This window comes from Streptomyces sp. NPDC032198 (genome assembly GCF_040636975.1).
Classification (GTDB): Bacteria; Actinomycetota; Actinomycetes; order Streptomycetales; family Streptomycetaceae; genus Streptomyces.
On sequence record NZ_JBEZVL010000010.1, the window covers coordinates 407,198 to 431,952 of the forward strand.

The 24,755-nt window shown below is 71.0% G+C and carries 24 protein-coding genes; 7 read left to right on the forward strand and 17 right to left on the reverse strand.

Annotated elements, in window-relative coordinates; genetic code table 11:
- Positions 1-17 precede the first annotated feature (17 nt).
- From AB0E78_RS27705 to afsQ1, 3 genes are read right to left on the reverse strand one after another with little or no spacing between them, the layout of a single operon-like run.
- Positions 18-620: a hypothetical protein gene (locus tag AB0E78_RS27705; RefSeq protein ID WP_361837673.1), complete on the reverse strand. Its 603-nt coding sequence runs from the start codon at positions 618-620 to the stop codon at positions 18-20.
- Entirely contained in the window at positions 617-2,197 is a 1,581-nt protein-coding gene (locus tag AB0E78_RS27710; RefSeq protein ID WP_361837676.1) for a HAMP domain-containing sensor histidine kinase, read from the reverse strand. Before AB0E78_RS27710 ends, AB0E78_RS27705 begins: the two co-directional genes overlap by 4 nt.
- Positions 2,194-2,871 (reverse strand): two-component system response regulator AfsQ1, encoded by a 678-nt coding sequence (afsQ1, locus tag AB0E78_RS27715; RefSeq protein ID WP_266873095.1) that lies wholly within the window; start codon positions 2,869-2,871, stop codon positions 2,194-2,196. The genes AB0E78_RS27710 and afsQ1 overlap by 4 nt, the downstream gene beginning before the upstream one ends.
- 212 nt (positions 2,872-3,083) lie before the next feature.
- Between afsQ1 and AB0E78_RS27720 the strand changes: the two genes are divergently transcribed.
- The gene (locus AB0E78_RS27720) at positions 3,084-3,860 is read left to right on the forward strand and encodes a SigE family RNA polymerase sigma factor (protein WP_361837679.1); all 777 of its coding nucleotides are present in this window, start codon (positions 3,084-3,086) and stop codon (positions 3,858-3,860) included.
- Positions 3,861-4,032: 172 nt separating this feature from the next.
- On the opposite strand, the gene AB0E78_RS27725 is transcribed toward AB0E78_RS27720, so the two are convergent.
- On the reverse strand, positions 4,033-4,671 hold the full coding sequence (locus AB0E78_RS27725; protein WP_361837682.1) for an ATP-binding protein: 639 nt from the start codon (positions 4,669-4,671) through the stop codon (positions 4,033-4,035).
- Between the two features lie 123 nt (positions 4,672-4,794).
- Here AB0E78_RS27725 and AB0E78_RS27730 point away from each other — a divergent pair, with 123 nt between their 5' ends.
- On the forward strand, positions 4,795-5,196 hold the full coding sequence (locus AB0E78_RS27730) for a hypothetical protein (protein ID WP_361837685.1): 402 nt from the start codon (positions 4,795-4,797) through the stop codon (positions 5,194-5,196).
- A gap of 34 nt (positions 5,197-5,230) precedes the next feature.
- On the opposite strand, the gene AB0E78_RS27735 is transcribed toward AB0E78_RS27730, so the two are convergent.
- Together AB0E78_RS27735 and AB0E78_RS27740 are read right to left on the reverse strand one after the other, a co-directional pair.
- Entirely contained in the window at positions 5,231-6,748 is a 1,518-nt protein-coding gene (locus AB0E78_RS27735) for an MDR family MFS transporter (protein WP_361837688.1), read from the reverse strand.
- 30 nt (positions 6,749-6,778) lie between these two features.
- Positions 6,779-7,396 (reverse strand): NAD(P)H-dependent oxidoreductase, encoded by a 618-nt coding sequence (locus AB0E78_RS27740; RefSeq protein ID WP_361837690.1) that lies wholly within the window; start codon positions 7,394-7,396, stop codon positions 6,779-6,781.
- 124 nt (positions 7,397-7,520) lie between these two features.
- Between AB0E78_RS27740 and AB0E78_RS27745 the strand changes: the two genes are divergently transcribed.
- Positions 7,521-8,258: a TetR/AcrR family transcriptional regulator C-terminal domain-containing protein gene (locus AB0E78_RS27745; protein WP_361837693.1), complete on the forward strand. Its 738-nt coding sequence runs from the start codon at positions 7,521-7,523 to the stop codon at positions 8,256-8,258.
- A gap of 93 nt (positions 8,259-8,351) precedes the next feature.
- Here the strand turns inward: AB0E78_RS27745 and AB0E78_RS27750 are convergent, their stop codons facing one another.
- The 3 genes from AB0E78_RS27750 to deoC are packed head-to-tail and all read right to left on the reverse strand — an operon-like array spanning position 8,352 to position 11,646.
- Complete coding sequence (locus AB0E78_RS27750; RefSeq protein WP_361837696.1) at positions 8,352-9,239, reverse strand: aldehyde dehydrogenase family protein; 888 nt, start codon at positions 9,237-9,239, stop codon at positions 8,352-8,354.
- Positions 9,232-10,680 (reverse strand): aldehyde dehydrogenase family protein, encoded by a 1,449-nt coding sequence (locus AB0E78_RS27755; RefSeq protein WP_361837698.1) that lies wholly within the window; start codon positions 10,678-10,680, stop codon positions 9,232-9,234. Before AB0E78_RS27755 ends, AB0E78_RS27750 begins: the two co-directional genes overlap by 8 nt.
- A 3-nt stretch (positions 10,681-10,683) precedes the next feature.
- Positions 10,684-11,646 carry a deoxyribose-phosphate aldolase gene (deoC, locus tag AB0E78_RS27760; RefSeq protein ID WP_361837701.1) on the reverse strand — a complete coding sequence of 321 codons (963 nt, stop codon included), beginning with the start codon at positions 11,644-11,646 and terminating at the stop codon, positions 10,684-10,686.
- Between the two features lie 118 nt (positions 11,647-11,764).
- On the opposite strand from deoC, the gene AB0E78_RS27765 reads away from it, so the two are divergent.
- The gene (locus AB0E78_RS27765) at positions 11,765-12,415 is read left to right on the forward strand and encodes a PH domain-containing protein (RefSeq protein ID WP_361837703.1); all 651 of its coding nucleotides are present in this window, start codon (positions 11,765-11,767) and stop codon (positions 12,413-12,415) included.
- Positions 12,416-12,451: 36 nt separating this feature from the next.
- On the opposite strand, the gene AB0E78_RS27770 is transcribed toward AB0E78_RS27765, so the two are convergent.
- The 4 genes from AB0E78_RS27770 to AB0E78_RS27785 all read right to left on the reverse strand — a co-directional run bounded on the left by AB0E78_RS27770 (position 12,452) and on the right by AB0E78_RS27785 (position 17,661).
- Positions 12,452-13,696 carry a hypothetical protein gene (locus tag AB0E78_RS27770; RefSeq protein WP_361837706.1) on the reverse strand — a complete coding sequence of 415 codons (1,245 nt, stop codon included), beginning with the start codon at positions 13,694-13,696 and terminating at the stop codon, positions 12,452-12,454.
- Positions 13,697-13,848: 152 nt separating this feature from the next.
- Entirely contained in the window at positions 13,849-15,495 is a 1,647-nt protein-coding gene (locus tag AB0E78_RS27775) for a phospho-sugar mutase (RefSeq protein WP_361837709.1), read from the reverse strand.
- A gap of 758 nt (positions 15,496-16,253) precedes the next feature.
- A complete protein-coding gene (locus AB0E78_RS27780) occupies positions 16,254-17,078 on the reverse strand; it encodes a purine-nucleoside phosphorylase (protein ID WP_361837711.1) in 825 nt (274 codons plus the stop codon).
- A gap of 145 nt (positions 17,079-17,223) precedes the next feature.
- Positions 17,224-17,661: a gamma-glutamylcyclotransferase gene (locus AB0E78_RS27785; RefSeq protein ID WP_249588135.1), complete on the reverse strand. Its 438-nt coding sequence runs from the start codon at positions 17,659-17,661 to the stop codon at positions 17,224-17,226.
- 118 nt (positions 17,662-17,779) lie between these two features.
- Here AB0E78_RS27785 and AB0E78_RS27790 point away from each other — a divergent pair, with 118 nt between their 5' ends.
- The gene (locus AB0E78_RS27790; protein WP_361837715.1) at positions 17,780-19,228 is read left to right on the forward strand and encodes an NAD(P)H-quinone dehydrogenase; all 1,449 of its coding nucleotides are present in this window, start codon (positions 17,780-17,782) and stop codon (positions 19,226-19,228) included.
- A gap of 210 nt (positions 19,229-19,438) precedes the next feature.
- Positions 19,439-20,416, forward strand: coding sequence for a DeoR/GlpR family DNA-binding transcription regulator (locus AB0E78_RS27795; protein ID WP_361837718.1), 978 nt, complete (start codon positions 19,439-19,441; stop codon positions 20,414-20,416).
- On the opposite strand, the gene AB0E78_RS27800 is transcribed toward AB0E78_RS27795, so the two are convergent.
- The gene (locus AB0E78_RS27800) at positions 20,402-21,037 is read right to left on the reverse strand and encodes a TetR/AcrR family transcriptional regulator (protein ID WP_361837721.1); all 636 of its coding nucleotides are present in this window, start codon (positions 21,035-21,037) and stop codon (positions 20,402-20,404) included. The genes AB0E78_RS27795 and AB0E78_RS27800 overlap by 15 nt on opposite strands.
- 104 nt (positions 21,038-21,141) lie before the next feature.
- Positions 21,142-22,914 (reverse strand): biotin carboxylase N-terminal domain-containing protein, encoded by a 1,773-nt coding sequence (locus tag AB0E78_RS27805; RefSeq protein WP_361837723.1) that lies wholly within the window; start codon positions 22,912-22,914, stop codon positions 21,142-21,144.
- A 381-nt stretch (positions 22,915-23,295) separates the two neighbouring features.
- Between AB0E78_RS27805 and AB0E78_RS27810 the strand changes: the two genes are divergently transcribed.
- Positions 23,296-23,772: a hypothetical protein gene (locus AB0E78_RS27810; protein ID WP_361837726.1), complete on the forward strand. Its 477-nt coding sequence runs from the start codon at positions 23,296-23,298 to the stop codon at positions 23,770-23,772.
- 12 nt (positions 23,773-23,784) lie between these two features.
- Here the strand turns inward: AB0E78_RS27810 and AB0E78_RS27815 are convergent, their stop codons facing one another.
- Both AB0E78_RS27815 and AB0E78_RS27820 read right to left on the reverse strand, forming a co-directional pair.
- Positions 23,785-24,411 carry a nucleoside triphosphate pyrophosphatase gene (locus tag AB0E78_RS27815; protein ID WP_361837729.1) on the reverse strand — a complete coding sequence of 209 codons (627 nt, stop codon included), beginning with the start codon at positions 24,409-24,411 and terminating at the stop codon, positions 23,785-23,787.
- 79 nt (positions 24,412-24,490) lie between these two features.
- A complete protein-coding gene (locus AB0E78_RS27820) occupies positions 24,491-24,619 on the reverse strand; it encodes a hypothetical protein (RefSeq protein WP_272902837.1) in 129 nt (42 codons plus the stop codon).
- Positions 24,620-24,755 lie beyond the last annotated feature (136 nt).

Genomic DNA, 24,755 nt, shown 5'->3' on the forward strand with positions numbered 1-24,755 from the left:
GTGACTGTCTTGTTCGGCTACTTCACCGTCTCGGTGGGCGGAGCCACCGTCCCGGGCCGCTGGCGGACCGCCTGGGTGCATTCGTAGCGGCGCAGCGGATCACTGCCGGGGCCACCCATGATCACCTCACGGTCGTCGCCCGCCGCCGCGCTGTCCGCGAACGTGCACACGAGCTGTGCCAGTGCGAACGCCGACAGGTCCTCCGGGGACGTACTGAACCGCAGCGCGTCATCCGGGTCCCCCTTCCCGGGGCCGCTGACGACCGTCCCGGCACGTACGTCCGTGGCGAAGCCCGCCTGCTTCTCCGGCGCCGACGGCGGGTGCGCCAGCTCGTCGAGGAGGGCCTGCGCGATCCGGACCCGGTCCGTCGTCGCCTTCTCGGTGGAGATCCGCACCGACCGGTCGACGGTCACCAGCTGCGCCGCGCACACCAGGAAGACCTGCACCGGCACCCCGCTGGTGGACTGCGACGCGATGCTCGACCCGGACATCACACAGGGCACCCGTGAGGGGCCGGGACCGAAGTCCGTCGGCACCTCCGTCGAGCGGATCCCGCAGCCCGCCAGGGTCGCGGTCAGCACGGCGGCGAGCAGCGCGCCACGAAGCCTTCGGCGGTTCATCGTGCCTCTCCCTCGACGGCGCCGTCGCCGTCCGTGCCCTCCGCGGCCTCGTCCTCCGGCAGCAGCTCCGACGGATCGCGCGGCAGCCACAGCGTGAACACCGCACCGCCCTCGGGCGAGTTCGCGGCGGTGATCTCCCCGCCGTGGATGTGGGCGTTCTCCAAAGCGATGGAGAGCCCGAGACCGCTGCCCTCCGACCGCGGCCGGGACGCGCTCGCCTTGTAGAACCGGTCGAAGACGTGCGGCAGTACGTCCTCGGGGATGCCGGGGCCTCCGTCACGCACCGCGATCACCAGCTTCTCGCCCGCGAGCCGCACCGAGACCTCCACCGGGGAGCCGCCGTGCTTCAGCGCGTTGCCGATCAGGTTCGCCAGGATGACGTCCAGACGGCGCGGGTCGAGCCGCACCATGATGCCGCGCTCCGCGTCCAGCTCCACCGCGTCCAGCCAGGCACGGGCGTCGATGCAGGCCGTGATCTGGTCGGCGATGTCGACGTGGTCCAGGACGAGCCTGGCCGTGCCCGCGTCGAAGCGGGTGACCTCCATCAGGTTCTCCACCAGGTCGTTCAGCCTGCGGGTCTCGCTGACCACCAGACGCACGGCCGGCTCGATCATCGGGTCGACGGAACCGGTCTCCGCGTCCAGTTCCTCCTCGAGCACCTCCGTCACCGCGGTGATCGCGGTCAGCGGCGTACGCAGCTCGTGCGACATGTCGGCGACGAAGCGCCGCGACGCCTCGTCACGGGCGCTCATGTCGTCGACCTTCTTCTCCAGGCTCTCCGCGGTCCGGTTGAACGTCCGTGACAGATCGGCGAGTTCATCCGTGCCCGACACCCTCAGGCGCGTGTCCAGCTTGCCCTCGCCGAGCCGCCGCGCGGCAACACCGAGCCGGTGCACGGGCTTGAGCACGGTGGTCGCCGCGGCCTGCGCGAGCAGCGCGGAACCGATCAGCGCGAGTCCCGTGGCGATCGCAAGGGACCAGCCGAGCGAACTCAGGTCCTTCGCCTCCGGTTCGAGCGACTTGAGCATGTAACCGGTCGGGCCGCCGCCGATGACCTTGGCGCCGCCCACGAGGTACGGGGTGCCGCTGTCGACGGTCCGCTGCCAGTACAGGTGATACGGACTCTTGTTGCTCGAGGTGAGCGGCTGCTCCTTGTTCACCGTCTTGCGCAGCGACTTGGGCACATCGGCGAGCGTGAAGGCGTCCAGGTCGGAGTAGCCGACGATCGTGTCGCCGTCGTTGTTCTCCCCGATCAGGAGCACGCTGTAGCGCTGGCTGCTGTTGGCCATCGTCCCCGCGGCCTGCTGCAGTTCGTCCTGGGTCGGATTGGGCGGCAGCGCGCCGGCGCGGGTCTGCATCTCCTGCTGGAAGTCCTTCAGCGCCGCGTCCTGCGCGCGGGTCAGGACCGCCTCGCGGTTCAGCCAGTAGGCGATCCCGGAAGCCGTCACGGCGGCGGTCAGTGCCACCAGACCGAACACCACGACCAGCCGAAGCCGCAGGCTCGTGAAGCGAAGCCCCGCCATTATCGCCTTGCGCGCCGCGGCCCAACCGCGGAGCTTGTCCTGCGGTTTGGTCACTGAGGAGTGTCCAGCCGGTAGCCGACCCCACGCACCGTACGGATCAGCGTCGGCGAGGACGGCACGTCCTCCACCTTCGCGCGCAGCCGCTGCACACACGCGTCGACGAGCCGGGAGTCGCCGAGATAGTCGTGCTCCCACACCAGGCGCAGCAACTGCTGCCGCGACAGCGCCTGTCCGGGCCTGCGGCTCAGCTCCAGGAGCAGCCGCAGCTCGGTCGGTGTGAGCTGCAGGTCCTCGCCGTTCTTCGTGACGGTCATCGCGGCACGGTCGATGACGAGCGAACCGAACGCCGCCGCGTCATTGGCCTCGCGCTCACCGCGGCGAAGAACCGCACGGATACGGGCGTCGAGCACCCGTCCCTGCACGGGTTTCACGACATAGTCGTCGGCACCGGACTCGAGCCCGACGACCACGTCGATGTCATCGCTGCGCGCGGTCAGCAGGATGATCGGCAACTGGTCGGTGCGCCGGATGCGACGGCACACCTCGAACCCGTCGATGCCCGGCAGCATCACATCCAGCACGATCAGGTCCGGCCGCTGCTCACTGAGCAGCTTCAGGCCGTCCTCGCCGGTGGCAGCAGTAGCCACCCGATGCCCTTGGCGGGTGAGCGAAAGCTCAAGGGCCGTACGGATGGCGTCGTCGTCCTCGATCAGCAACAGGGAAGGCACGGACGTCATTCTGTCCCATGGCAGGGGCACAGTTCGACTGTTGGAGCTCCCCCGGGCCCTGAAAGGGCCGGGAGGGGCCCCATCCTCACATCTCCCCTACACATGGAACGCCTGTTGCAGGCCTGTGACAGTCGGCGGACACCGTCATGAAGTGGGTCGGGCAGAGTTCTGGTCACACGGAAAAGCCGGACACCACCGACGGGGGGCGCGAGATGAACACACTGCACAGCACCAGCTCAAGCGCAGTAATCACGCGTCTCCACGACGTGATCCGGCCTGCCGAGAGGCACGAGAAGTCCGGTGCCGTGAGCGGGCGGGGGTGCGCTCGCGGCACCGGACGTCAGCACACCGCGTACATGACGGTGGTTGACGTGTTCCCGGGGGAGACCCGCGGGGACAACGGGGGAAGCGAAAGGGCTCACGGGGGAGCCGCGTACAGGGAGGACACGGGGGAGCGCACATCGGTGTCGGAGGCGGAGTTCACCGCCTACGTCCAGGAGCGTCGTGCCTCCCTGTACGCAACCGCCTATCACCTGACCGGTGACCGTTTCGAGGCCGAGGACCTGCTACAGAGCGCCCTCTTCTCGACGTACCGGGCCTGGGACAGGATCAGCGACAAGGCCGCGGTAGGCGGGTACCTCCGCCGCACCATGACCAACCTGCACATCAGCGCCTGGCGGCGCCGCAAGCTCAACGAATACCCGACCGAGGAGCTGCCGGAGACGGCGGGCGACACGGACGCGATGCGTGGCACCGAACTCCGCGCGGTTCTCTGGCAGGCCCTGGCCCGCCTCCCCGAACTGCAGCGGACGATGCTGGTCCTTCGTTACTACGAGGGCCGCACGGACCCCGAGATCGCGGACATCCTCGACATCAGCGTGGGCACGGTGAAGTCCAGCATCTGGCGCTCCCTGCGCCGGATGCGCGAGGACGACGTCCTCAGCTTCGGCCGTGACCAGGAAGAGTCCTTCGGCGAGTTGGTCGCCTAGGGATCATGGGGGGGCCGCCGCTCCCGGGGGGAAGTGGCGGTAGCAGGGGGGATCCACGGGGGAAACGGGGATCACGGGGGAATCAAGTGGCGGGACCGGAAGGCCGGGGGGTCTTTCCGGTCCTTCTGCTGTGTCCGCTCCTTTTCCCGCGATCCCCTTCCTGCGTACGGAGTTACGCGGCCTCGGCGCGAGCCTTGGCGCACCGGCCGGCGGCAGCGGCCGCGAGCCGGCCCAGGGCCTCGTCCTTCCCGCAGGGGTGGGCGCCCAGCGCGGTCTGCCGGGCGACGATCGCGCGCTCGGCCCGCATCAGCCGCCACCCGCGCCGCAGCAGGAACGGCACGGACTTGCGCCCCTCGCGCAGATCCCGCAGCAGCCGCCGCCGGAACGTGGTGGACGGCCGCCCCCGGAGGCAGATCGCGTCGGCGAGCACACCGATCTCCCGGCACCGCTCCACGATGTCCGCCGCGAAGATCCCCTCCGCGATGAAGACGGGCGTGCGCTCGATGTCCATCGTGGACTCGCCCGTACGCGAACTGGTGGCGATGTCGTAGACGGGGACGCGGGTACGTCCCGTACGGCACAGCTCGTCGATGGCGGCGACGGCGACATCCGTGTCCCAGGACGCGGGCGAGTCCCAGTCGATGTCCGTGCTGCCGGGGACCTGCGGCAGCGTCGGGTCGTCACATTCCTTGTAGAAGTCGTCGAGGCACAGGACGGGCAGCCCGGAGCGGGCGGCGAACGACGACTTGCCTGAACCCGAGGGACCGGCGAGCAGCACGACTCGGGTGGGTATCGGGGGATGGGAACTCACGAGAGACCAGTGTGCTGCATTGCGCCGCCCAGGCGACCCGACGGGTAGGGCTTTGCTGCCCGCAACCCGCCTCAACTACGCTACGTGTACATCTGATTACTCAAGACGATATGGGCGGTACCCATGGCACGGCACGCAACAGCCTCCAAGCACCTCTCCCGCGCCCTGCTGCGCGCGGGCCTCACGGTCACCGTCGCGGGCACGGCGCTCGGCATCGGCGGCGCGGCCACGGCGAGCGCCGCCCCCGCCCCGGTGCCCCCGGCGTCCGACAACCTGCCCGCGGCCGGCCAGGGCGTACTGCGTGCGGTGCAGGAGGTCGCGGCGGGCGGGCTCGGACCGACCAAGGACCTGAAGCTCAACCCGCTCGCCGGTACGGGGTCCGACCCGCTGGACAACGCCCTGGGCACCCAGATCGCGGACTTCAAACCGATCTCCACGGCGCCGCTGACGGCCCCGCTGACCAAGGGCGCGTCGCTGGGCGACCTGCCGGTGGTGAGCTCGGCCGCGGCGCTGCTGCCCGGCTAGCCCCTGACGCGGAATCCCCCTGCCATTCCTTCTGTCATTCCTTCCGCAGGGGGACTTCCCGCACCAGCCACGCCACCGCGAAGGCCGCCGCGCCGAGGAGTGCGGCGCCCAGGACCACACCGTGCATGCCGCCGGTGACCGCCGTGCGCACCGCTTCCCGCACCTCTTCCGGCATCGTCCCGACCGCTTCCGGGGTCCATGAAGTGCCGCCCTCCGGCATGCCGCCCGATGCCAGGCGGCTCGCATAGACGGCTCCCATGACGGCGATGCCCAGTGAGCCGCCGATCGTGCGCAGGAGTGTGGTGGTGCCGGTGGCGGCGCCCATGTCGCGGGGCTCCGCGCTGTTGATCGTGATGAGCAGGGTGCTCTGCATCAGGAAGCCCATGCCCGCGCCGAGCACGAACGTCAGCACGGACGGCACGGCGGTGGGAGTGTCCGCGCCGACCGCGAGCAGCGCGAGGCCGCCCACGGCCGTCAACGCGCCCCCGACGATGGTGTACGCGCGATAGCCGCCGCCGTTGGCCGTGATCCGGCCCAGCAGGAGCTGCGCCCCGAACATGCCTCCCATCAGCGGGAGCAGCAGCATGCCGCTGGCCGTGGACGAGGCGCCGCGCACGAACTGCATGTACTGCGGCAGGTACGAGGACGCCGCGAGCATGGCCGCGCCCACCAGGAAACTGAGGACCTGGGCGAGCGTGAAGTTGCGGTCGGCGAAGAGCCGGGGCGGGATGATCGGTTCGGCCGCCCGCCGCTCCACCCGCGCGAACCAGGCCAGGGAGCCCGCGCCGAGCACGCCGAGCCCGAGGATCTGCGGCGACGACCAGCCGTACGTCGTCCCGCCCCAACTGCCGAGCAGGGTCAGGGCGAGGATGCCCGTGGAGAGGAGGGCGGCCCCCGCGATATCGATGCGGGCCGTGACCCGCTCGGTGCGCAGGTCCAGGCACAGGCCGATGATGAGCAGGGCGAGCCCGCCGAGGGGCACGTTGACGTAGAAGACCCAGCGCCAGTCCAGCTGGTCGGTGAGGAAACCGCCGAGCAGGGGTCCGCCCACCAGGGCCACGGGCATCATCGCGCCGACCATCGACTGCGAGCGGCCCGCCTGCGACGGCGGCAGCATGACGCCGATGATCGAGATGGCGCCGACCATCAGACCGCCCGCGCCGAGGCCCTGCACGGCGCGGAAGGCGATGAGCTGCCCCATGTCCTGGGCGAGCCCGGAGAGGACCGAGCCCGCGAGGAACACCGCGATCGACCAGAGGAAACCGCCCTTGCGTCCGTACAGGTCGCCGAGCTTTCCCCAGATGGGCGTGGAGACCGAGGCGGTGAGCAGATAGGCCGTCACCACCCAGGAGAGGTGGTCGAGGCCGCCGAGGTCGCCGACGATGGTGGGCAGGGCGGTGCCCACGATCGTGCCGTCGAGCAGTCCGAGCATCAGGCCGAGCAGCAGCCCGAAGAGGACGAGCTTCGACGGCCCGCCCTCGTCCGTGGGCGGTGGTCCGGCGCCCGTGGGATCGGCGCCCGGGGTGTGCGTCGCGGCCGTGGTCCGGGTCATGGGTCCCCCCTGGTGTGAAGCGGCGTCGGGTCAGGCGGCGTACGGGGTGTGGGCCCTGGCGTCCCGCAGGGCGTGCGCCCACCAGGCCAGTTGGTCGAGGAGCGCCTTGGCCGCGGTGTCGACCATGGGGTCGTCGACGGCGCCGTCCTCGCCGAAGCTGCCGAAGGCGTTGTGGAAGCTGACCGTGTTGCGGATGGTCATGGCGTTCAACTCGGCCATGACCAGGCGCAGTTGCTCCACCGCGCGCAGGCCCCCGGAGAGGCCGCCGTAGGAGACGAAGCCGATCGGCTTCCCGTGCCACTGCGTGTTGTGCCAGTCGACGGCGTTCTTCAGGGACGCCGGGAAGCTGTGGTTGTACTCCGGCGTGACGAAGAGGAACGCGTCGGCCGCCGCGAGGCGCGGCGAGACCAGGGCGAGGGCCTCCTCGGTGCCGGGTGCGGGCGGCTGTCCGAAGGCCGGGAAGACGGTCGGCAGCGGGGTCTCGGCGAGGTCGACGACATCGGTGGTCATGTCGTCGCGCTGGTCGAGGTGTCCCGTGAGCCACCGGGTGACGACGGGCGCGAACCGGCCCTCGCGGGTGCTGGCGACGACGACGGCCACGCGAAGAGGACTGCTGCTGGAACTGGTGCGGGAACTGGCGCTGGACATGGGGACCCCCTGGAACGCGGATGTGTACGGCGTATCGAGCTGCGTACAACGTACACGCGCAATGTGTACAGCGTCTACAGAGGGATACGTTGTACGCTCATCCTTCGACGAGAGGAGCCCGGCTGTGGCTGGCCAGAAGAAGGACGGCAAGGCGGCACCGGACAAGTCGCTCTGGGAGCGCCTCGAACAGCCCGCCGCCGCGCCCCGCGCCTCGCTGTCCCTGGAGCGGATCGGCGCCGTGGCGGTGCGGGTCGCCGACGCGGAGGGCTTCGCCGCCGTCACCATGCGACGGCTCGCCACCGAGCTGGGGGTCGCGCCCATGGCGGCGTACCGGCACGTCTCGGGCAAGGACGACCTGTGGGCGCTGATGGCCGAGCGGGTGGCGGCCGAGCACCGGATCCCCGATGAGCTGACCGAATGGCGTGAGGTGCTGCACGCCTTCGCCGTGCTGACGCGGGAGATGATGCTGCGCCACCCGTGGGTGGGTCAGCTGCCGACGGCTCTGTTCGTGCTCACGCCGGGCCGGATGGCCATCGCCGAGCGGCAGTTGGCGGCGCTCGACGGCCTCGGGCTCGACGAGGACACGATGATGACGGTCTTCCGTACGGTCAGCGCCTACGCGCACGGCGCGGCCTCGTCCGAGACGGCCCTGCGGGAGTGGACGCAGGCCGAGGGCTGGTCGTCGGGCGACGAGACCCGGATGGGCCTCGCGCCGCAGATGACGTACCTCATGGGCACCGGCCGCTACCCCACCTACCGGCGCTACGGCCTGCGGGCGCGCCGCAAGGACGACGCCACCTGGATGTTCGAGACGGGCCTCGCATGCGTCCTGGACGGGATCGCGGCACGGTTCGGCATCTGACCCGGGACGAAAAAGGGCGAAGCCCCGGCCCTCCTGGACGGAGGAGGGCCGGGGCTTCGTCGTGCGGGGAGTGGTCCGGTGTGCGGGCGGGCCTCAGTACGAGGAGCCGGACGCGCCGAGCGAACCCGTGGGGTGCCAGACCGTCTTGGTCTCCAGGAAGGCCGTCAGACGGTGCGTGCCCGGATCCGCCGACCAGTCCACAGGCTGTGGACGGACGACGCGCTTGAGGTTGTCCGCCGCGGCGACCTCCAGCTCCTTGGCCAGTACGTCGTCCTCGACGCCCGCGAGGTCGATCGCGTTCACGTCCTGGTGCGCGGCGAGCGACGGGGTGATCTCCGCCGTCCTGCCGGACAGGATGTTCACGACGCCGCCCGGCAGGTCGGAGGTGGCGAGCACCTCGCCCAGCGAGAGCGCCGGGAGCGGGGAGTCCTCGCTGGCGATCACCACGGCCGTGTTGCCCGTCGCGATCACCGGGGCGATCACCGAGACCAGGCCCAGGAACGACGACTTCTGCGGGGCGACGACCGTCACCACACCCGTCGGCTCCGGCGAGGAGAGGTTGAAGAAGGGGCCCGCGACCGGGTTGCCGCCGCCCACGATCTGGGCGATCTTGTCGGTCCAGCCCGCGTACCAGACCCAGCGGTCGATCGCCGCGTCGACGACCGCGGCGGCCTTGGACTTGGACAGGCCCTCCGCCTCGGCGACCTCGCGGACGAACTGGTCCCCCCGGCCCTCCAGCATCTCCGCGACGCGGTAGAGGATCTGACCGCGCAGGTAGGCCGTCTTACCCGCCCAGCCGCCCTGCGCCTTGCGCGCGGCGACGACCGCGTCACGCGCGTCCTTGCGGGACGAGAGCGGGGCGTTGGCCAGCCACTTGCCCTTTGAGTCGGTCACCTCGTACACCCGGCCGCTCTCGGAACGCGGGAACTTCCCGCCGACGTACAACTTGTAGGTCTTGAAGACCGTGAGTCGCTCAGACATCGAGGTAAGCCTCCAGGCCGTGGCGGCCGCCCTCGCGGCCGTAACCCGATTCCTTGTAACCGCCGAAGGGCGAGGTCGGGTCGAACTTGTTGAACGTGTTGGCCCAGATGACGCCCGCGCGCAGGCGGTCGGCGACCGCGAGGATGCGCGAGCCCTTCTCCGTCCAGATGCCGGCGGAGAGGCCGTACTGCGTGTTGTTGGCCTTGGCGACGGCCTCTTCCGGCGTGCGGAAGGTGAGGACCGAGAGCACCGGGCCGAAGATCTCGTCGCGGGCGACGGTGTGCGCCTGCGTGACGTTCGTGAAGAGCGTCGGCGCGAACCAGTAACCGGAGGAGGGCAGCTCGCACGGGGCGGACCAGCGCTCGGCGCCCTCCGCCTCGCCCGTCTCGGTGAGCGCGGTGATGCGGGCGAGCTGCTCGGCGGAGTTGATCGCGCCGATGTCCGTGTTCTTGTCCAGCGGGTCGCCCAGGCGCAGGGTCGTCAGACGCCGCTTCAGGGCGTCGAGCACCTCGTCCTGGACCGACTCCTGTACGAGGAGACGCGAACCGGCGCAGCAGACCTGGCCCTGGTTGAAGAAGATGCCAGTGACGATGCCCTCGATGGCCTGGTCGATGGGGGCGTCGTCGAAGACGATGTTCGCGCCCTTGCCGCCCAGTTCGAGCGTGACCTTCTTGTCCGTGCCCGCGACCTGGCGCGCGATGGCCTTGCCGACGGCGGTCGAGCCGGTGAAGGCGACCTTGTTCACGTCCGGGTGGACGGTGAGGGCGGCGCCCGCGTCGCCGTACCCGGGAAGGATGTTGACGACGCCCTTGGGCAGGCCCGCCTGGCGGCAGATGTCCGCGAAGAACAGGGCGCTCAGGGGAGTGGTCTCGGCGGGCTTCAGGACGACCGTGTTGCCCGTCGCGAGAGCCGGGGCGATCTTCCAGGCCAGCATCAGGAGCGGGAAGTTCCATGGGATGACCTGGCCCGCGACGCCGAGCGGCCGCGGGTCCGCGCCATACCCGGCGTGGTCGAGCTTGTCGGCCCAGCCCGCGTAGTAGAAGAAGTGCGCGGCGACCAGCGGGAGGTCCGCGTCGCGCGTCTCCTTGATGGGCTTTCCGTTGTCGAGCGTCTCCAGGACGGCCAGTTCGCGGCTGCGCTCCTGGATGATCCGCGCGATCCGGAAGAGGTACTTGGCGCGCTCGGCGCCCGGCAGCGCCGACCACTTCTCGAAGGCCCTGCGGGCGGCCTTCACCGCGCGGTCGACGTCCTCGGAGGATGCCTGCGCGACCTCGGAGAGGACCTCTTCGGTGGAGGGCGAGACGGTCTTGAAGACCTTGCCGTCGGCCGCCTCCACGAACTCGCCGTCGATGAACAGGCCGTACGACGGCGCGATGTCGACGACGGAGCGGGACTCCGGTGCGGGGGCGTACTCAAAAGCTGCGGAAGTCGTGGAAGTCATGGGTCAGTCCACCGTCACGTAGTCGGGGCCGGAGTAGCGGCCCGTGGCCAGCTTCTGGCGCTGCATCAGCAGGTCGTTGAGGAGCGATGAGGCGCCGAAGCGGAACCAGTGGTTGTCCAGCCAGTCCGCGCCCGCGGTCTCATTCACCAGGACGAGGAACTTGATCGCATCCTTGGAGGTGCGGATACCGCCCGCGGGCTTCACGCCGATCTGTACCCCGGTCTGCTCGCGGAAGTCGCGCACGGCTTCCAGCATCAGGAGGGTGTTCGCGGGGGTCGCGTTGACGCCGACCTTGCCGGTCGAGGTCTTGATGAAGTCCGCACCCGCGAGCATGCCGATCCAGGAGGCACGGCGGATGTTGTCGTACGTGGACAGCTCACCGGTCTCGAAGATGACCTTGAGCCGGGCCTCGCCGGAGGCTTCCTTCACGGCGCGGATCTGCTCGAACACCGTCATGTAGTCACCCGCGAGGAAGGCGCCGCGGTCGATGACCATGTCGATCTCGTCGGCACCCGCCGCGACGGCCTCGCGGACGTCGCCGAGCTTCACGTCGATGGCGGCACGGCCCGCGGGGAAGGCGGTCGCGACGGAGGCGACCTTGACGCCGCTGTCGCCGACGGTCTCCTTGGCGGTGGCCACCATGTCCGGATAGACGCAGACGGCGGCGGTCCTCGGTGTGCCGCGGTCGGTCGGGTCCGGGTTCACGGCCTTCGCGCCGAGCGCCCGGACCTTGCCCGGGGTGTCGGCGCCCTCCAGCGTCGTCAGGTCGATCATCGAGATGGCGAGGTCGATGGCGTACGCCTTCGCCGTGCTCTTGATCGAACGGGTGCCGAGCGCCGAGGCGCGCGCCTCCAGGCCGACCGTGTCGACGCCTGGCAGCCCGTGGAGGAAGCGGCGCAGCGTGCGGTCCGACGCGGTGGCGTCAGTCAGTGCGTGCGGAGTTGCGGGTGCAGTGGGCATGGTCACGAGGGGAGCATATCTACGCGCGTAGCGGCTGTACAGGGGGTGGGTACCGACCGGGTTGTCCGTCCTCTCCGGGGGCGCACCGGCGGCCCCCCGCGCGGGTTCAGGCAGAATCAGGGGCATGACCCACCCCGAGCCCCCCATGGCGGAGCCCCAGGACCCCGAGTACAAGGACCGGACCTTCCGGTCGTCCGGCGGTATCGCCGGAGGCGTCCTGCTGCTCGCCCTCGGCGGCTGGCTCGGCATCGACGCGATGATCCGCGGGGAGGGCCGCACCCCGTGGCTCGCGCTCGCCGGACTGCTCCTCGCGGTGCCGCTCGTCGTCGCCTTCACGGTGCGCCCCGCCGTGTACGCCAACGACGACCGGATGCGCATCCGCAACCCCTTCCGGACGATCACGCTGCCGTGGGCGTCCGTCTCGGGGCTGCGCTCCGGGTACTCGAACGAGGTCTTCACCCAGTCCGGCACCAAGTACCAGCTCTGGGCCGTCCCCGTCTCCCTCCGCGGCCGCAAGAAGGTCGCCCGCAGGAAGACGCAGGGCGTCGCGTCGGGCGACCCGAGCATCGGCACGGGCGCATCGCGGCGGCCCGCCCACCCGGAGTCCCTGCGCGCCGCGGGGGACCAGATCATGGACGACCTGCGCGAACTGTCCGAGCGGCGCGCCGGGGCGAAGTCCGCGCAGGGCGAGCCCGTGGTGCGCTGGGGCTACGAGATCATCGCGCCCGCCGTGGCCGGAGCGGTGCTGCTCGCCGTGGTCCTCGCCGTCGCCTAGGAGTACGTGAGCCGACGCGGCTCCCCGCGCCTGTCCCTACGGCGGGCCCATCCACGCCAGCAGCATGTGGCCCCCGAACGCCGCCGACGTCACGGCCGCGGTCACCATCACCGTCACGGCGACATGCGGGCGGGCGCGGGCCAGGGCCGCCGCGAGCGGCAGGAGCAGCGGGAAGCCGGGGAGCAGGAAGCGGGCCCGGGGGAAGTAGACCCCCTTGCTGCCGAGCACGATCAGCAGCAGCAGTCCCGTGAAGACCAGCAGCGGCAGCGGCTGCCGGTCGCCCACCGACAGGACGAACAGCGCCACCGACGCCAGCAGCGTCGCCGTCACCATGATCAGGAACAGCTGCGGACCCTTGGCCGACAGCAGGTCCCGCACGGTCCGCCACGTCCCCACCCCGCCGTCCCACTCGTTGTGCCACAGCTTCTGCACGGCGAAATAGCCGTCCCAGCGGCCCAGCCGGAACCCCACCCAGCCGACGTACGAGAGCCAGCCGAGCGGCGCGAGCAGGGCGCCCAGGAGGAGGCGCGTGACCTCTCCCCGGCGCATCGGCCGGCACCGGCGCAGCAGCGTGAGCAGCGCCGTCAGGGAGACGGCCGCCGCGAGCGCCACACCCGTCGGACGGGTCAGGCCCGAGAGCGCGGCCAGCGCACCCGCCCAGACCCAGCGGCCGGTGAGCACGGCGTACAGCGACCACGCGGTGAGCGCCGTGAAGAGCGACTCCGTGTAGCCCATCCACTGCACCAGAGCGACGGGGAGCGAACCCCAGAGGGCGGCGAGCAGGACGCCCGTCCTGCGGCCGTACAGATGGTCGCCCACCGCGAACATCCCCCACGCCGCGAGGAACGAGCAGCCGACGGCGATCGCGAGCCCCACGGCCCCGCGCGGCTCCGGGACGAGCACGCTGCCCGCCCTGATCAGCAGCGGATGCAGCGGGAAGAAGGCGAGGTTGTTCGCGTCGACCTGGGTGCCCAGGGTGTGCGCGTACCCCTGGCCGGCGATCCTCAGATACCAGTCGCAGTCCCACGACTCCGCAAGCAGATGCCAGACGTCCCGGTGCTCGCTGCGGGCCCAGAGGGCGAAGACGAGGGCGCCGAAGAGACGTACGGCGGCGTACGCGAGGAGTGCGGGCGAGGCGTGCCGCAGGGCGCGGGCGGCGCGTGCGGGGCGGCCCGGGGGACTGCCCGGAGCGGTGCGGGGGCGCCGGGCCGGGGAGACGATCCGGGGTGCGGCGGCGGACGTCGATGCGGTCGAGGTCTCTGGGGTCGGTCCGTACGGCACTGCGGCAGCTCCTGAACGTGATCGTGCGCTGCCGGTCACCCTTCCTGGGGGACCGGCAGCGCACCGGATCGCTGCGGCAGCTGCGCCGGCTCAACCACTCGGACGGGTGGCGGCCCTGCGGCCACCCGCCCCGAAAGCCCGCCGGGCGACCGCTAGATGCCCGCGGCCACGGACAGGTCGCGCTTGATCGCCGCGAGACGGTCCGCCGCCTCGGTGCGGGCGGCGGGCAGGCCCGGCTTCGCCGACACCGGGACCACCACCTCCAGGTAGCACTTCAGCTTCGGCTCCGTGCCGCTCGGGCGCACGATGACGCGGGCCCCGTCGAGCGTGTAGCGCAGGCCGTCCGTGGGAGGCAGCTTGTCCGTGCCCCGCGTCAGGTCCTCGGCCTTCGTCACGGGCAGGCCCGCGAGCGCCGTCGGCGGCTGTTCGCGCAGGCGGCGCATCGCGTCCGCGATCAGGGAGAGGTCCTCGACGCGGACCGACAGCTGGTCGGTGGCGTGCAGGCCGTGCTCCACGGCCAGATCGTCCAGGAGGTCGAGCAGCGTGCGCCCCTCCTCCTTGAGTTCGGACGCCAGCTCCGCGAGCAGGAGCGCCGCCGTGATGCCGTCCTTGTCGCGTACGCCTTCGGGGTCCACGCAGTAGCCGAGGGCCTCTTCGTAGCCGTAGCGCAGGCCGTCCACGCGGGCGATCCACTTGAAGCCGGTGAGGGTCTCCTCGTAGGCGAGGCCCGCCTTCTCGGCGATCCGGCCGAGCAGGGAGGAGGACACGATCGACTCGGCGAACGTGCCGGTGGCGCCCCGGCGCACGAGATGGGCCGCGAGGAGCGCGCCGACCTCGTCGCCCCGGAGCATGCGCCAGTCCGCCTCGCCCGGGCCGTCCTTGACCGCCGCCGCGCAGCGGTCCGCGTCCGGGTCATTGGCGATGATCAGGTCCGGGTCCACCTCGCGCGCCTTCGCGAAGGACAGGTCCATCGCGCCCGGCTCCTCCGGGTTGGGGAACGCGACCGTGGGGAAGTCCGGGTCCGGTTCCGCCTGCTCGGCGACGAGGGCGGGGGCCGGGAAACCGGCTCGGGCGAACGCGGCCAGGAGGGTGTCCTTGCCGACGCCGTGCATCGCCGTGTAGACGGTGCGGGCGGTACGGGGGGAGCCCGGGGACAGGACGGCGTCCGTACGCGCCAGGTAGGCCTCCAGGACGTCGTCCGTGAGGGTTTCCCAGCCGCTGTCGGGGCGGGGGACGTCGTGGAGCGTGGCGATGGCGTCGATGTGCGCCGCGATCTCCGCGTCCGCGGGCGGGACGATCTGGGAGCCGTCGCCCAGATAGACCTTGTAGCCGTTGTCGCGCGGCGGGTTGTGGCTCGCCGTCACCTCCACGCCCGCGACGGCACCGAGGTGCCGTATGGCGAAGGCGAGTACGGGGGTGGGGAGCGGGCGGGGGAGCACCGCCGCCCTGAGTCCGGCGCCGGTCATGACGGCGGCCGTGTCGCGCGCGAAGTCCGCGGACTTGTGGCGGGCGTCGTAGCCGATGACGACGAGACCGCCGGCCTGGCCCTTGTCCTTGAGATACGCGGCGAGGCCGGCGGCGGCGCGGATGACCACGGAGCGGTTCATGCGCATGGGGCCCGCGCCGAGTTCGCCGCGGAGGCCCGCGGTGCCGAACTGGAGGGTGCCGCTGAAGCGGGCGGTCAGCTCTTCGGTGTCCGCGGCGTCGATGAGCTTCGCGAGTTCCTCGCGGGTCTCGGGATCCGGGTCCTCGGCCAGCCAGGCCTGGGCTCGCGCGATGAGTTCAGAGTCGTCCGGCACGTTTCTTCAGCCTCTCGTGTGCGGAGTTCTATGGCGGGCGTCCGGGTTACTCCTACCCGGGGTACGCCCTTGTGGGGAGCTTTTCTGTCCGGCGCGGCCCTGCGGGAGCTTCCCCACCCCCACGGGGCACACCTTCCGGGCCGGTCCGGCCCGGGCAGTTCCTGCACCGCCGGTGCGCGGCGGCTCGCTCGCCCCTGCCCGAGCGCCCGGCGGCGGGAAGGGGTTGCGGGCCGGCCCGGCCCGGTCCTGCGGACTTTCCCACCCACCCACCCGATCACCCGATCACCCGGCGGTGCGAAGGGCTTGCGGGCTGGGCTGGTGTTGCGGGTCTTCTCTCCCACCCGCCCGAGCACCCGCGGTGCGAAGGGGAGCATCCGGCCGTCGGAAGGCTTTGGGGCTCGTCCGGTCCTGCGGGTTCTTCCCGCCCACCCACCTGGGCGCCCATCCCGGGAGGGCCTGTGCGCCCGCTCGGTGCTGCCGGGCAAACGGGTGGGTGGGCGGGAAAGGCCCTTGCGGGAGCGTGCGCCGCGGGTCGGCAAGGCACAGCGCGGAGGCGCCCCACCCGGGGAAGCCCTCCGCCAGGCAAGCCCCCGCCCAGCGAGGAACCCGCCGGGCAAAGCCCCCGCCGGGCAAAGCCTCGCCGGGCAAGGCCCCGCCCACAGCGAGGAACCCACCGGGCAAAGCCCCGCCGGGCAAGGCCCCGCCCAGCGAGGAACCCGCCGGGTAAGACGCCCCGCCACTCAAGGCGCCCCCGCCCGTTAGATGCGGCCCAGCACCTGGCCAAGAAGCTCGCCCATGCGGGTGGCGCTGTCGCGGCCCGCCTGGAGGACCTCCTCGTGGTTCAGCGGCTCGCCCGTCATGCCCGCGGCGAGGTTCGTGACCAGGGAGATGCCGAGCACCTCCGCACCCGCCTCGCGCGCGGCGATGGCCTCGAGGACCGTCGACATGCCCACCAGGTCCGCACCGATCGTGCGGGCCATGTGGATCTCCGCCGGAGTCTCGTAGTGCGGGCCGGGGAACTGCGCGTAGACGCCCTCCTCCAGGGAGGGGTCGATCTCCTTGCAGAGGGTGCGAAGACGCGGGGAGTAGAGGTCCGTGAGGTCCACGAAGTTCGCGCCGACGATCGGCGACGTGGCCGTCAGGTTGAGGTGATCGCTGATCAGGACCGGCTGGCCCGGACGCATGCCCTCGCGCAGACCGCCGCAGCCGTTCGTCAGCACGATCGTCTTGCAGCCCGCGGCCACGGCCGTACGCACGCCGTGCGCGACGGCGGCGACGCCACGGCCCTCGTAGTAGTGGGTGCGGCCCAGGAAGACGAGGGCGCGCTTGTCACCGACCTGGAAGGAACGGATGCGGCCACCGTGTCCCTCGACCGCCGGCGGCGGGAAGCCGGGGAGCTCGGTGACGGGGAACTCGGCGTCGGGCACACCGAGCGCGTCCACGGCCGGTGCCCAGCCGGAGCCCATCACAAGGGCTACGTCGTGGGTCTCGGCGCCCGTCAGCTCACGCAGGCGCGCGGCGGCGGCGTCGGCGGCGGCGTAGGGGTCGCCCTGGATGTCGTCCGGAATAACTGAAGCGTTCACGCGGACGAGAGTAGCCGCTCACGCCCTACGCGCGTAGATGACGATGCTCACGGGATTCGGATCGTTGTCTTGTCGTTTCCGACGAGAGGTGAGCCGGCAGGTGTCACAGCGGCCCGAAGCAGGCTCACCGCAGCCCGGCGCGCGCCTAGCAGGGGCGCTTGCGGAGCTCCATCACGTAGTCGTGGGGCGCTCCCGCGGTCTCCGCCGCGTCGGCCAGCTCCCCCAGATATCGCGCCGACGGCAGGCCGCCCTCGTACCCGTTGAGCACGTACACCCAGGCGGGTTCCTCGCCGTCGAGGGTGTGCACGCGCACCCGCATCCTGCGGTAGATGTCGAGCCCCACGCCCTCCCACCGGTCCATGGAGTCCTCGTCCATGGGGGCGACGTCGTAGAGCGTCACGAAGACCTGCGAGCGAGGCGCCTCCACGATGGTGGCGAGCGCGCCCTCCCACCCCATGTGCTCCCCGCCGAAGGTCAGCCGCCAGCCGTTCAGCCAGCCGGTCTGGCGCAGCGGCGAGTGCGGGGCGCGGCGTGACATGAGCCGCGGATCCAGATTGCCGGCGTACGCGGCGTAGAGCGACATGTGATCGAGGGTACGGCAGGCGACGCGTGCGTCCCTCCCGTAACGGAAGTGCCCTTCTCGTAGGGAGAACGGCCCGGATGGAGCCCCCGGGGCGAAGCACCTTGAAGCGTGCGGGACAATGGAGTACGTGACTCGGATCGTGATCATTGGCGGCGGACCCGGCGGATACGAGGCGGCACTCGTTGCCGCCCAGCTCGGCGCGGAGGTGACCGTCGTCGACTGCGACGGTCTGGGCGGGGCGTCGGTGCTCACCGACTGCGTCCCGTCCAAGACTCTGATCGCCACGGCCGAGGTGATGACCAGCTTCGACTCCTCGTACGAGGAGCTCGGCATCATCGTCGCGGACGACACCCCGCACATCGACACCCCGGCGCGCGTCGTCGGCGTCGACCTCGGGAAGGTCAACCGCCGTGTGAAGCGCCTCGCGCTCGCGCAGTCCCACGACATCACCGCGTCCGTCACGCGTGCGGGCGCCCGCGTGCTGCGCGGCCGTGGCCGTCTGGAGGGCCAGCAGGACACGGACGGCTCGCGCAAGGTCGTCGTGCGCGCGGTCGACGGCACCGAGGAGACCCTTGTCGCCGACGCCGTCCTGATCGCCACCGGCGGGCACCCGCGCGAGGTTCCCGACGCGCTGCCCGACGGCGAGCGGATCCTGAACTGGACCCAGGTGTACGACCTGGACGAGCTCCCCGAGGAGCTCATCGTGGTCGGCTCCGGTGTCACCGGTGCCGAGTTCGCCGGCGCCTATCAGGCGCTCGGGTCGAACGTTACGCTCGTGTCGAGCCGCGACCGCGTGCTGCCCGGCGAGGATCCGGACGCCGCCGCCGTCCTGGAGGACGTCTTCCGGCGCCGCGGCATGAACGTCATGTCCCGCTCGCGCGCCGCCTCCGCCAAGCGCGTGGGCGACCGCGTGGAGGTCACGCTCGACGACGGCCGCGTCATCTCCGGCACGCACTGCCTGATGGCCGTGGGCGCCATCCCGAACAGCAGCGGCATGGGCCTGGAGGAGGCCGGGGTCCGGCTCAAGGACTCGGGGCACATCTGGACCGACAAGGTGTCGCGCACGTCCGCGCCGGGTGTGTACGCCGCCGGTGACGTGACCGGGATCTTCGCGCTGGCCTCCGTCGCCGCCATGCAGGGGCGCATCGCGATGTACCACTTCCTGGGCGACGCGGTGCAGCCGCTGAACCTGAAGACCGTGTCGTCGAACGTCTTCACCGACCCCGAGATCGCGACCGTCGGCTACAGCCAGTCCGACGTCGACGGCGGCAAGATCGACGCCCGCGTCGTCAAGCTGCCGCTCCTGCGCAACCCGCGCGCGAAGATGCAGGGCATCCGCGACGGCTTCGTCAAGATCTTCTGCCGCCCCGGTACGGGCATCGTGGTGGGCGGTGTGGTCGTCGCACCGCGCGCTTCGGAACTGATCCACCCCATCTCGATCGCGGTCGACAACAATCTGACGGTCGAGCAGATCGCGAATGCGTTCACCGTGTATCCATCCCTTTCGGGCTCGATCGCCGAGGTCGCGCGCCAGCTCCACACGCGCAAGTCGGCCGGCGAAGCCTGATCGCGGACCGATCGTCGGTTGAACGCCGACTGACCGGGGTTCGCACGGGGTATCAACTCTGCGCAGGTCACGGGCTGTTGTCGCCCATTCGCCCGGCATAGGCGGGGCGAGTAGGCACCTATACCACTTCCCACCCTGCCGTGCGAACAACTTCTGTAATTCGGCGCAAACTGCTGAAAGCAGACGGTCGTTGGGGTTACTGTCAGTTTCGTGTTCGCTGCAGAACGTCGCCAATTGATCCTCGAAATGGTGCGGGCCAACGGAGCGGTATCGCTCCGGGAGCTCGCCCGCGTCGTCCAGACCTCCGAAGTGACCGTACGGCGGGACGTGCGCGCGCTGGAGGCAGAAGGACTCCTCGACCGCAGACATGGCGGTGCGGTATTGCCGGGCGGATTCACGCGGGAGTCCGGCTTTCCGCAGAAATCACATCTCGCGACCGCCGAGAAGACGGCTATCGCCGATCTCGCGGCGGGACTCGTCGAAGAAGGCGAAGCCATCGTCGTCGGGGCGGGTACGACCACGCAGGAGCTGGCCCGACGGCTCGCGCGGGTACCCGGTCTGACCGTCGTCACCAATTCCCTCCTGGTGGCACAGGCCCTGGCCCATGCCAACCGCGTCGAGGTCGTCATGACCGGCGGCACCCTGCGCGGTTCCAATTACGCCCTCGTGGGCAGCGGGGCCGAACAGTCCCTGCAGGGCCTGCGGGTCTCACGCGCCTTCCTGTCGGGCAGTGGTCTGACCGCCGAACGCGGGCTCTCCACGTCCAACATGCTCTCGGCGAGCGTGGACCGGGCGCTCGTCCAGGCCGCGGCCGAGGTCGTGGTCCTCGCCGACCACACCAAGCTCGGCACCGACACGATGTTCCAGACGGTGCCGACGGACGTCATCACCCGCCTGGTCACGGACGAACCGCCCACGCACGACGACCGCGCGGCCACCGAACTGCAGGCCCTGGCGGACCAGGGAGTGCAGATCGCTGTCGCGGGCGGGACCGCGAATCCCAACTCCGGACCAGGGGTGGATCCCGTCCCGGCGCGACAGCCGCGCCGGGACGTGCCACTGCCGGGGCAGCGCCGTAACCACGGCGGTCACGGGCAGAGCCCCGGGGCGCAGTTGCGCAGTGCGGTGCTCGGGGAGCAGCAGCCCGGGGAGCGGGCCGCGCGGGTGGCGGATCTACGCCGCCGCTGAACCGGCCGTCGGCCCGGTACCGCAGTCGTCGGGTGCCGATCCTTCGGGCTTCAGGCCGCGCAGGGTCAGCATCAGCAGCCGGTCGGCCAACTCGGGCTCGTCCGGGGTCTCTTCGGCGGCCAGCGCGATCGCGTTGGTCAGCTGCATCAGATCGCCGATCGACACGCCGGGGCGTACGGCACCGGCCTGCTGCGCCCGTACGAGCAGGGCCGTGCCCGCCTCACGCATGGGCCTGCTGCATCGGGAGAGTGCCGAACTGTCGTCGTGCGACGCCGACATGAGGGCTCGGGAGAGCCCGCGGTACTCACCCGCATGAGTGATGATGGCGCGGAGCCAGGTCACCAGGGCCGAGCAGGGCCGCGGATCGTCGAGCAGCGCGCGGGAGCGGTCCAGGAGGTCGCTCACCGCCTCTTCGAAGACGGCGCTCATCAGGGCGTGGCGGTTGGGGAAGTGGCGGTAGAGGGTGCCGATGCCCACGTTCGCGTGGCGGGCGATGTCCTCCAGGGAGGCGTCCGTGCCGTGCTCCGCGAAGGCGGCGCGGGCCTGCGCGAGGAGCCGGTCGTAATTGCGGCGCGCGTCGGCTCTCTTCAAGCGAGGGCGCTCTTGCGGGCTCTCTGCCATGGCGTGCCTCCCTGAACGTACGCGTGCCTCAAGTCTGCCCGAAGAGAAAGACGCCGGACGGGCTGGAATCCTCCAGCCCGTCCGGGGTCCGCTCAGCGGGGGTGTCAGTCCTTGATCTCGCAGATGACCGCGCCGGAGGTCAGGCTCGCGCCCACCTCCGCCGTGAGGCCCTTGATCGTTCCCGACCGGTGCGCGTTCAGGGGCTGTTCCATCTTCATGGCCTCCAGGACGACGACCAGGTCGCCCTCCTGCACCTCCTGGCCCTCCTCGACAGCGATCTTGACGATCGTGCCCTGCATCGGAGAGGCGAGGGTGTCACCGGAAGCCGCCGGGCCCGACTTCTTCGCCGCGCGCCGCTTGGGGCGGGCGCCGCCCGCCGCCGCGGTGCGGGCGATGGTCATGCCCAGCGAGGAGGGGAGCGAGACCTCGAGGCGCTTGCCGCCCACCTCGACGACGACCGTCTCGCGGCCGGGCTCTTCGTCCGTCTCGGTGTCGGCCGCCGCGGCGAACGCGGGGATCTCGTTGACGAACTCGGTCTCGATCCACCGGGTGTGGACCGTGAACGGGTCGGTGGAGCCGGTCAGTTCAGGGGCGAACGCCGGGTCCTTGACGACCGCGCGGTGGAAGGGGATGGCGGTGGCCATGCCCTCCACGGTGAACTCCTCCAGGGCGCGCGCGGCCCGCTGGAGCGCCTGCTGGCGCGTCGCACCGGAGACGATCAGCTTGGCCAGGAGCGAGTCCCAGGCCGGGCCGATCACGCTGCCGGACTCCACGCCCGCGTCCAGGCGCACGCCCGGACCCGACGGCGGGGCGAACAGGGTCACCGTGCCCGGCGCCGGCAGGAAGCCGCGGCCCGGGTCCTCGCCGTTGATGCGGAACTCGAAGGAGTGACCGCGCATCTCCGGGTCGCCGTAGCCCAGTTCCTCGCCGTCGGCGATGCGGAACATCTCGCGGACCAGGTCGATGCCGGTGATCTCTTCGGTGACCGGGTGCTCCACCTGCAGACGGGTGTTGACCTCCAGGAAGGAGATCGTGCCGTCGGTGCCGACGAGGAACTCGACGGTGCCGGCGCCGACATAGCCGGCTTCCTTCAGGATCGCCTTGGACGCCGCGTACAGCTCGGCGTTCTGGGCCTCGCTCAGGAACGGCGCGGGCGCCTCCTCCACGAGCTTCTGGTGGCGCCGCTGCAGCGAGCAGTCACGGGTCGACACGACGACCACGTTGCCGTGCTTGTCGGCCAGGCACTGCGTCTCCACGTGCCGCGGCTTGTCCAGGTAGCGCTCCACGAAGCACTCGCCACGGCCGAAGGCCGCGACGGCCTCGCGCACCGCGGAGTCGTACAGCTCGGGCACCTCTTCGAGGTTCCGGGCCACCTTCAGACCGCGTCCGCCGCCACCGAAGGCGGCCTTGATCGCGATCGGCAGGCCGTGCTCCTGGGCGAAGGCCACGACCTCGTCGGAGCCGCTCACGGGGTCCGGCGTACCGGCCACCAGGGGGGCACCCGCGCGCTGCGCGATGTGCCGGGCGGCGACCTTGTCCCCCAGGTCACGAATGGCTTGCGGCGGCGGGCCGATCCAGATCAGGCCCGCGTCGATGACGGCCTGCGCGAAGTCGGCGTTCTCCGAAAGGAAGCCGTAGCCGGGGTGGACCGCGTCCGCCCCCGCGTCCTTGGCCGCTGCCAGCACCTTGGAAATGTCCAAGTAGCTGGTGGCCGGAGTGTCACCGCCCAGCGCGAACGCCTCATCTGCCGCACGTACATGCAGAGCATCCCGGTCAGGATCTGCGTAGACGGCTACGCTCGCGATCCCTGCATCCCGGCATGCCCGAGCAACGCGGACAGCGATTTCGCCACGGTTGGCGATGAGCACCTTGCGCACGATGGCTCCCTCCTTGAAACAAGCCGAGTTTAGGGACTGCCGACACGACCTTTCGACCCGTCCCCAGTGGTGAGCTTGCCCACACGGAGCGTGATCCGGGGCCTGCCCGTCCGCGAAATCCCTTGTCGCACCACGGTACGCAGGGTCCCTTGCGGGCAGACTAACGCGCCGATGTGGCCAAGGTCTCTGTGAGAGCGTGCTGCGGCAGGGGGCCATTCTTTGTCGAGTCCCTACGAATGGCCCAATGATTCTTTGCCTACGGCGGAGCCCTTGTCCCCGGGTTTACCCTCCCCCAAGCTCTTAACGAGCAGGGGGTGCCCCCATGTAGCGTTCGCGATGTCTGGGACGTACTAGCGGTAACAGCGGAAGAGGGTGGGCGCCGTGGCGCGTAGACCGGTTGCCTGGGTGGGCGCGATCGTGCTCCTGGTGGAGGCGGTGGGCATCGCGCTGCTCAACTGGTTCCTCGGGCTTGTCGTGAACAAGCAGGACATGTCGCTCGCAGGCCTCGACCCGCACGCGATGTCCGTGTCGACGTGGATCGCGGGCGGCCTCTTCGGCCTCTACCTCGCGCTGTGCGCCTTCATCATGCTGCGCGCGGCGATACTCGACCGCACGCCGGGCCGCTTCGGCCGGCTGCTGCTGATCAGCGCCGCCGTCGTGCACGCGCTTCTCGGGGCGTTCTCGGTCGGCCTGGTGGGCTGGCCCGCCTTCGTCTTCATGATGGCCGTGCTCGGCCTGATCGTCCTGACGCTGGTGGCGTACGACAAGAAGCCCGACGAGGTCGCCGACGAGCCGCGCACCGGAACCGGGGCAGCGGGCGGCGGCGCGCCGGAGAACGGCGCCCCACAGCCCGCCTGAGCCCTCTGGGGCCTACTTCGCCCACAACTCCGTGATGCCGACGCCCAATTCACCCAGGAGGCGCCGGAGCAGCGGCAGCGAGAGGCCGATGACGTTGCCGTGGTCGCCCTCGATCGAGTCGACGAAGGGGGCGGAGCGGCCGTCGAGCGTGAACGCGCCCGCCACGTGCAGGGGTTCACCGCTCGCCACGTACGCGGCGATCTCCTCGTCCGAGGGGTCACCGAAGCGGACGACGGTCGAGGCGACCGCCGACACATGCCGGCCGGACGCGGTGTCGTACACGCAGTGGCCGGTCTGCAGGACGCCCGCACGCCCGCGCATGGACTTCCAGCGGGCGGTGGCCTCCTCGGCGTCGGCGGGCTTGCCGAGCGCCTCTCCGTCCAGTTCGAGGACCGAGTCGCAGCCGACGACCAGGGCGCCCTTCGCCTCCGGGCGCGCCGAGACGACCGACGCCTTGGCCTCGGCCAGGGCAAGGGCGAGCTCGGCGGGGGTCGGTGCGGAGATCGCGTCCTCGTCGACCCCGCTGACGATCACCTCGGGGGCGAGACCGGCCTGGCGCAGGAGGCCGAGCCGGGCGGGGGACTTGGAGGCGAGGACGAAACGGCGCGGCTGTCCGGGCTGTCGGGGCTGATCACTCATGCGGTCAGGTTAGCGAGCCGCGGGAGATGTCTCAGCGGATGCGTCAGCGGGTGCCTCGGAGGGCGCCTCAGCGGAATCCTCAGTGAATGCCCAGGACGAACATCGCGACGACCATGGCCAGAGCGAGGACGAGTCCCGCACGGCGCATCTTCGCCTGCATGTCCCGCATGTCCTTGGGCGGGTTGTTCTCCGGGTCGGACCACAGCATGAATCCGATACTGCGCGCGGCGACGGCGGGTGCGCCTGAGTACGCGTACTCAGGCGCACCCCCCCCGGCCCCCCAAATAGCGCGGCGGCCCCCCCCGGGGCGCCCGGGCACGTCGGGCGCGCCCCCCCCGGCGGTC

Excerpts from the sequence above, each read along its gene's own strand:
- AB0E78_RS27705 (WP_361837673.1), bottom strand. The coding sequence starts at position 620 with ATGAACCGCCGAAGGCTTCGTGGCGCGCTGCTCGCCGCCGTGCTGACC.
- AB0E78_RS27720 (WP_361837679.1), top strand. The coding sequence starts at position 3,084 with ATGAACACACTGCACAGCACCAGCTCAAGCGCAGTAATCACGCGTCTC.
- AB0E78_RS27730 (WP_361837685.1), top strand. The coding sequence starts at position 4,795 with ATGGCACGGCACGCAACAGCCTCCAAGCACCTCTCCCGCGCCCTGCTG.
- AB0E78_RS27735 (WP_361837688.1), bottom strand. The coding sequence starts at position 6,748 with ATGACCCGGACCACGGCCGCGACGCACACCCCGGGCGCCGATCCCACG.
- AB0E78_RS27740 (WP_361837690.1), bottom strand. The coding sequence starts at position 7,396 with ATGTCCAGCGCCAGTTCCCGCACCAGTTCCAGCAGCAGTCCTCTTCGC.
- AB0E78_RS27750 (WP_361837696.1), bottom strand. The coding sequence starts at position 9,239 with ATGTCTGAGCGACTCACGGTCTTCAAGACCTACAAGTTGTACGTCGGC.
- AB0E78_RS27755 (WP_361837698.1), bottom strand. The coding sequence starts at position 10,680 with ATGACTTCCACGACTTCCGCAGCTTTTGAGTACGCCCCCGCACCGGAG.
- AB0E78_RS27765 (WP_361837703.1), top strand. The coding sequence starts at position 11,765 with ATGACCCACCCCGAGCCCCCCATGGCGGAGCCCCAGGACCCCGAGTAC.
- AB0E78_RS27785 (WP_249588135.1), bottom strand. The coding sequence starts at position 17,661 with ATGTCGCTCTACGCCGCGTACGCCGGCAATCTGGATCCGCGGCTCATG.
- AB0E78_RS27790 (WP_361837715.1), top strand. The coding sequence starts at position 17,780 with ATGGAGTACGTGACTCGGATCGTGATCATTGGCGGCGGACCCGGCGGA.
- AB0E78_RS27800 (WP_361837721.1), bottom strand. The coding sequence starts at position 21,037 with ATGGCAGAGAGCCCGCAAGAGCGCCCTCGCTTGAAGAGAGCCGACGCG.
- AB0E78_RS27815 (WP_361837729.1), bottom strand. The coding sequence starts at position 24,411 with ATGAGTGATCAGCCCCGACAGCCCGGACAGCCGCGCCGTTTCGTCCTC.
- AB0E78_RS27820 (WP_272902837.1), bottom strand. The coding sequence starts at position 24,619 with ATGCTGTGGTCCGACCCGGAGAACAACCCGCCCAAGGACATGCGGGAC.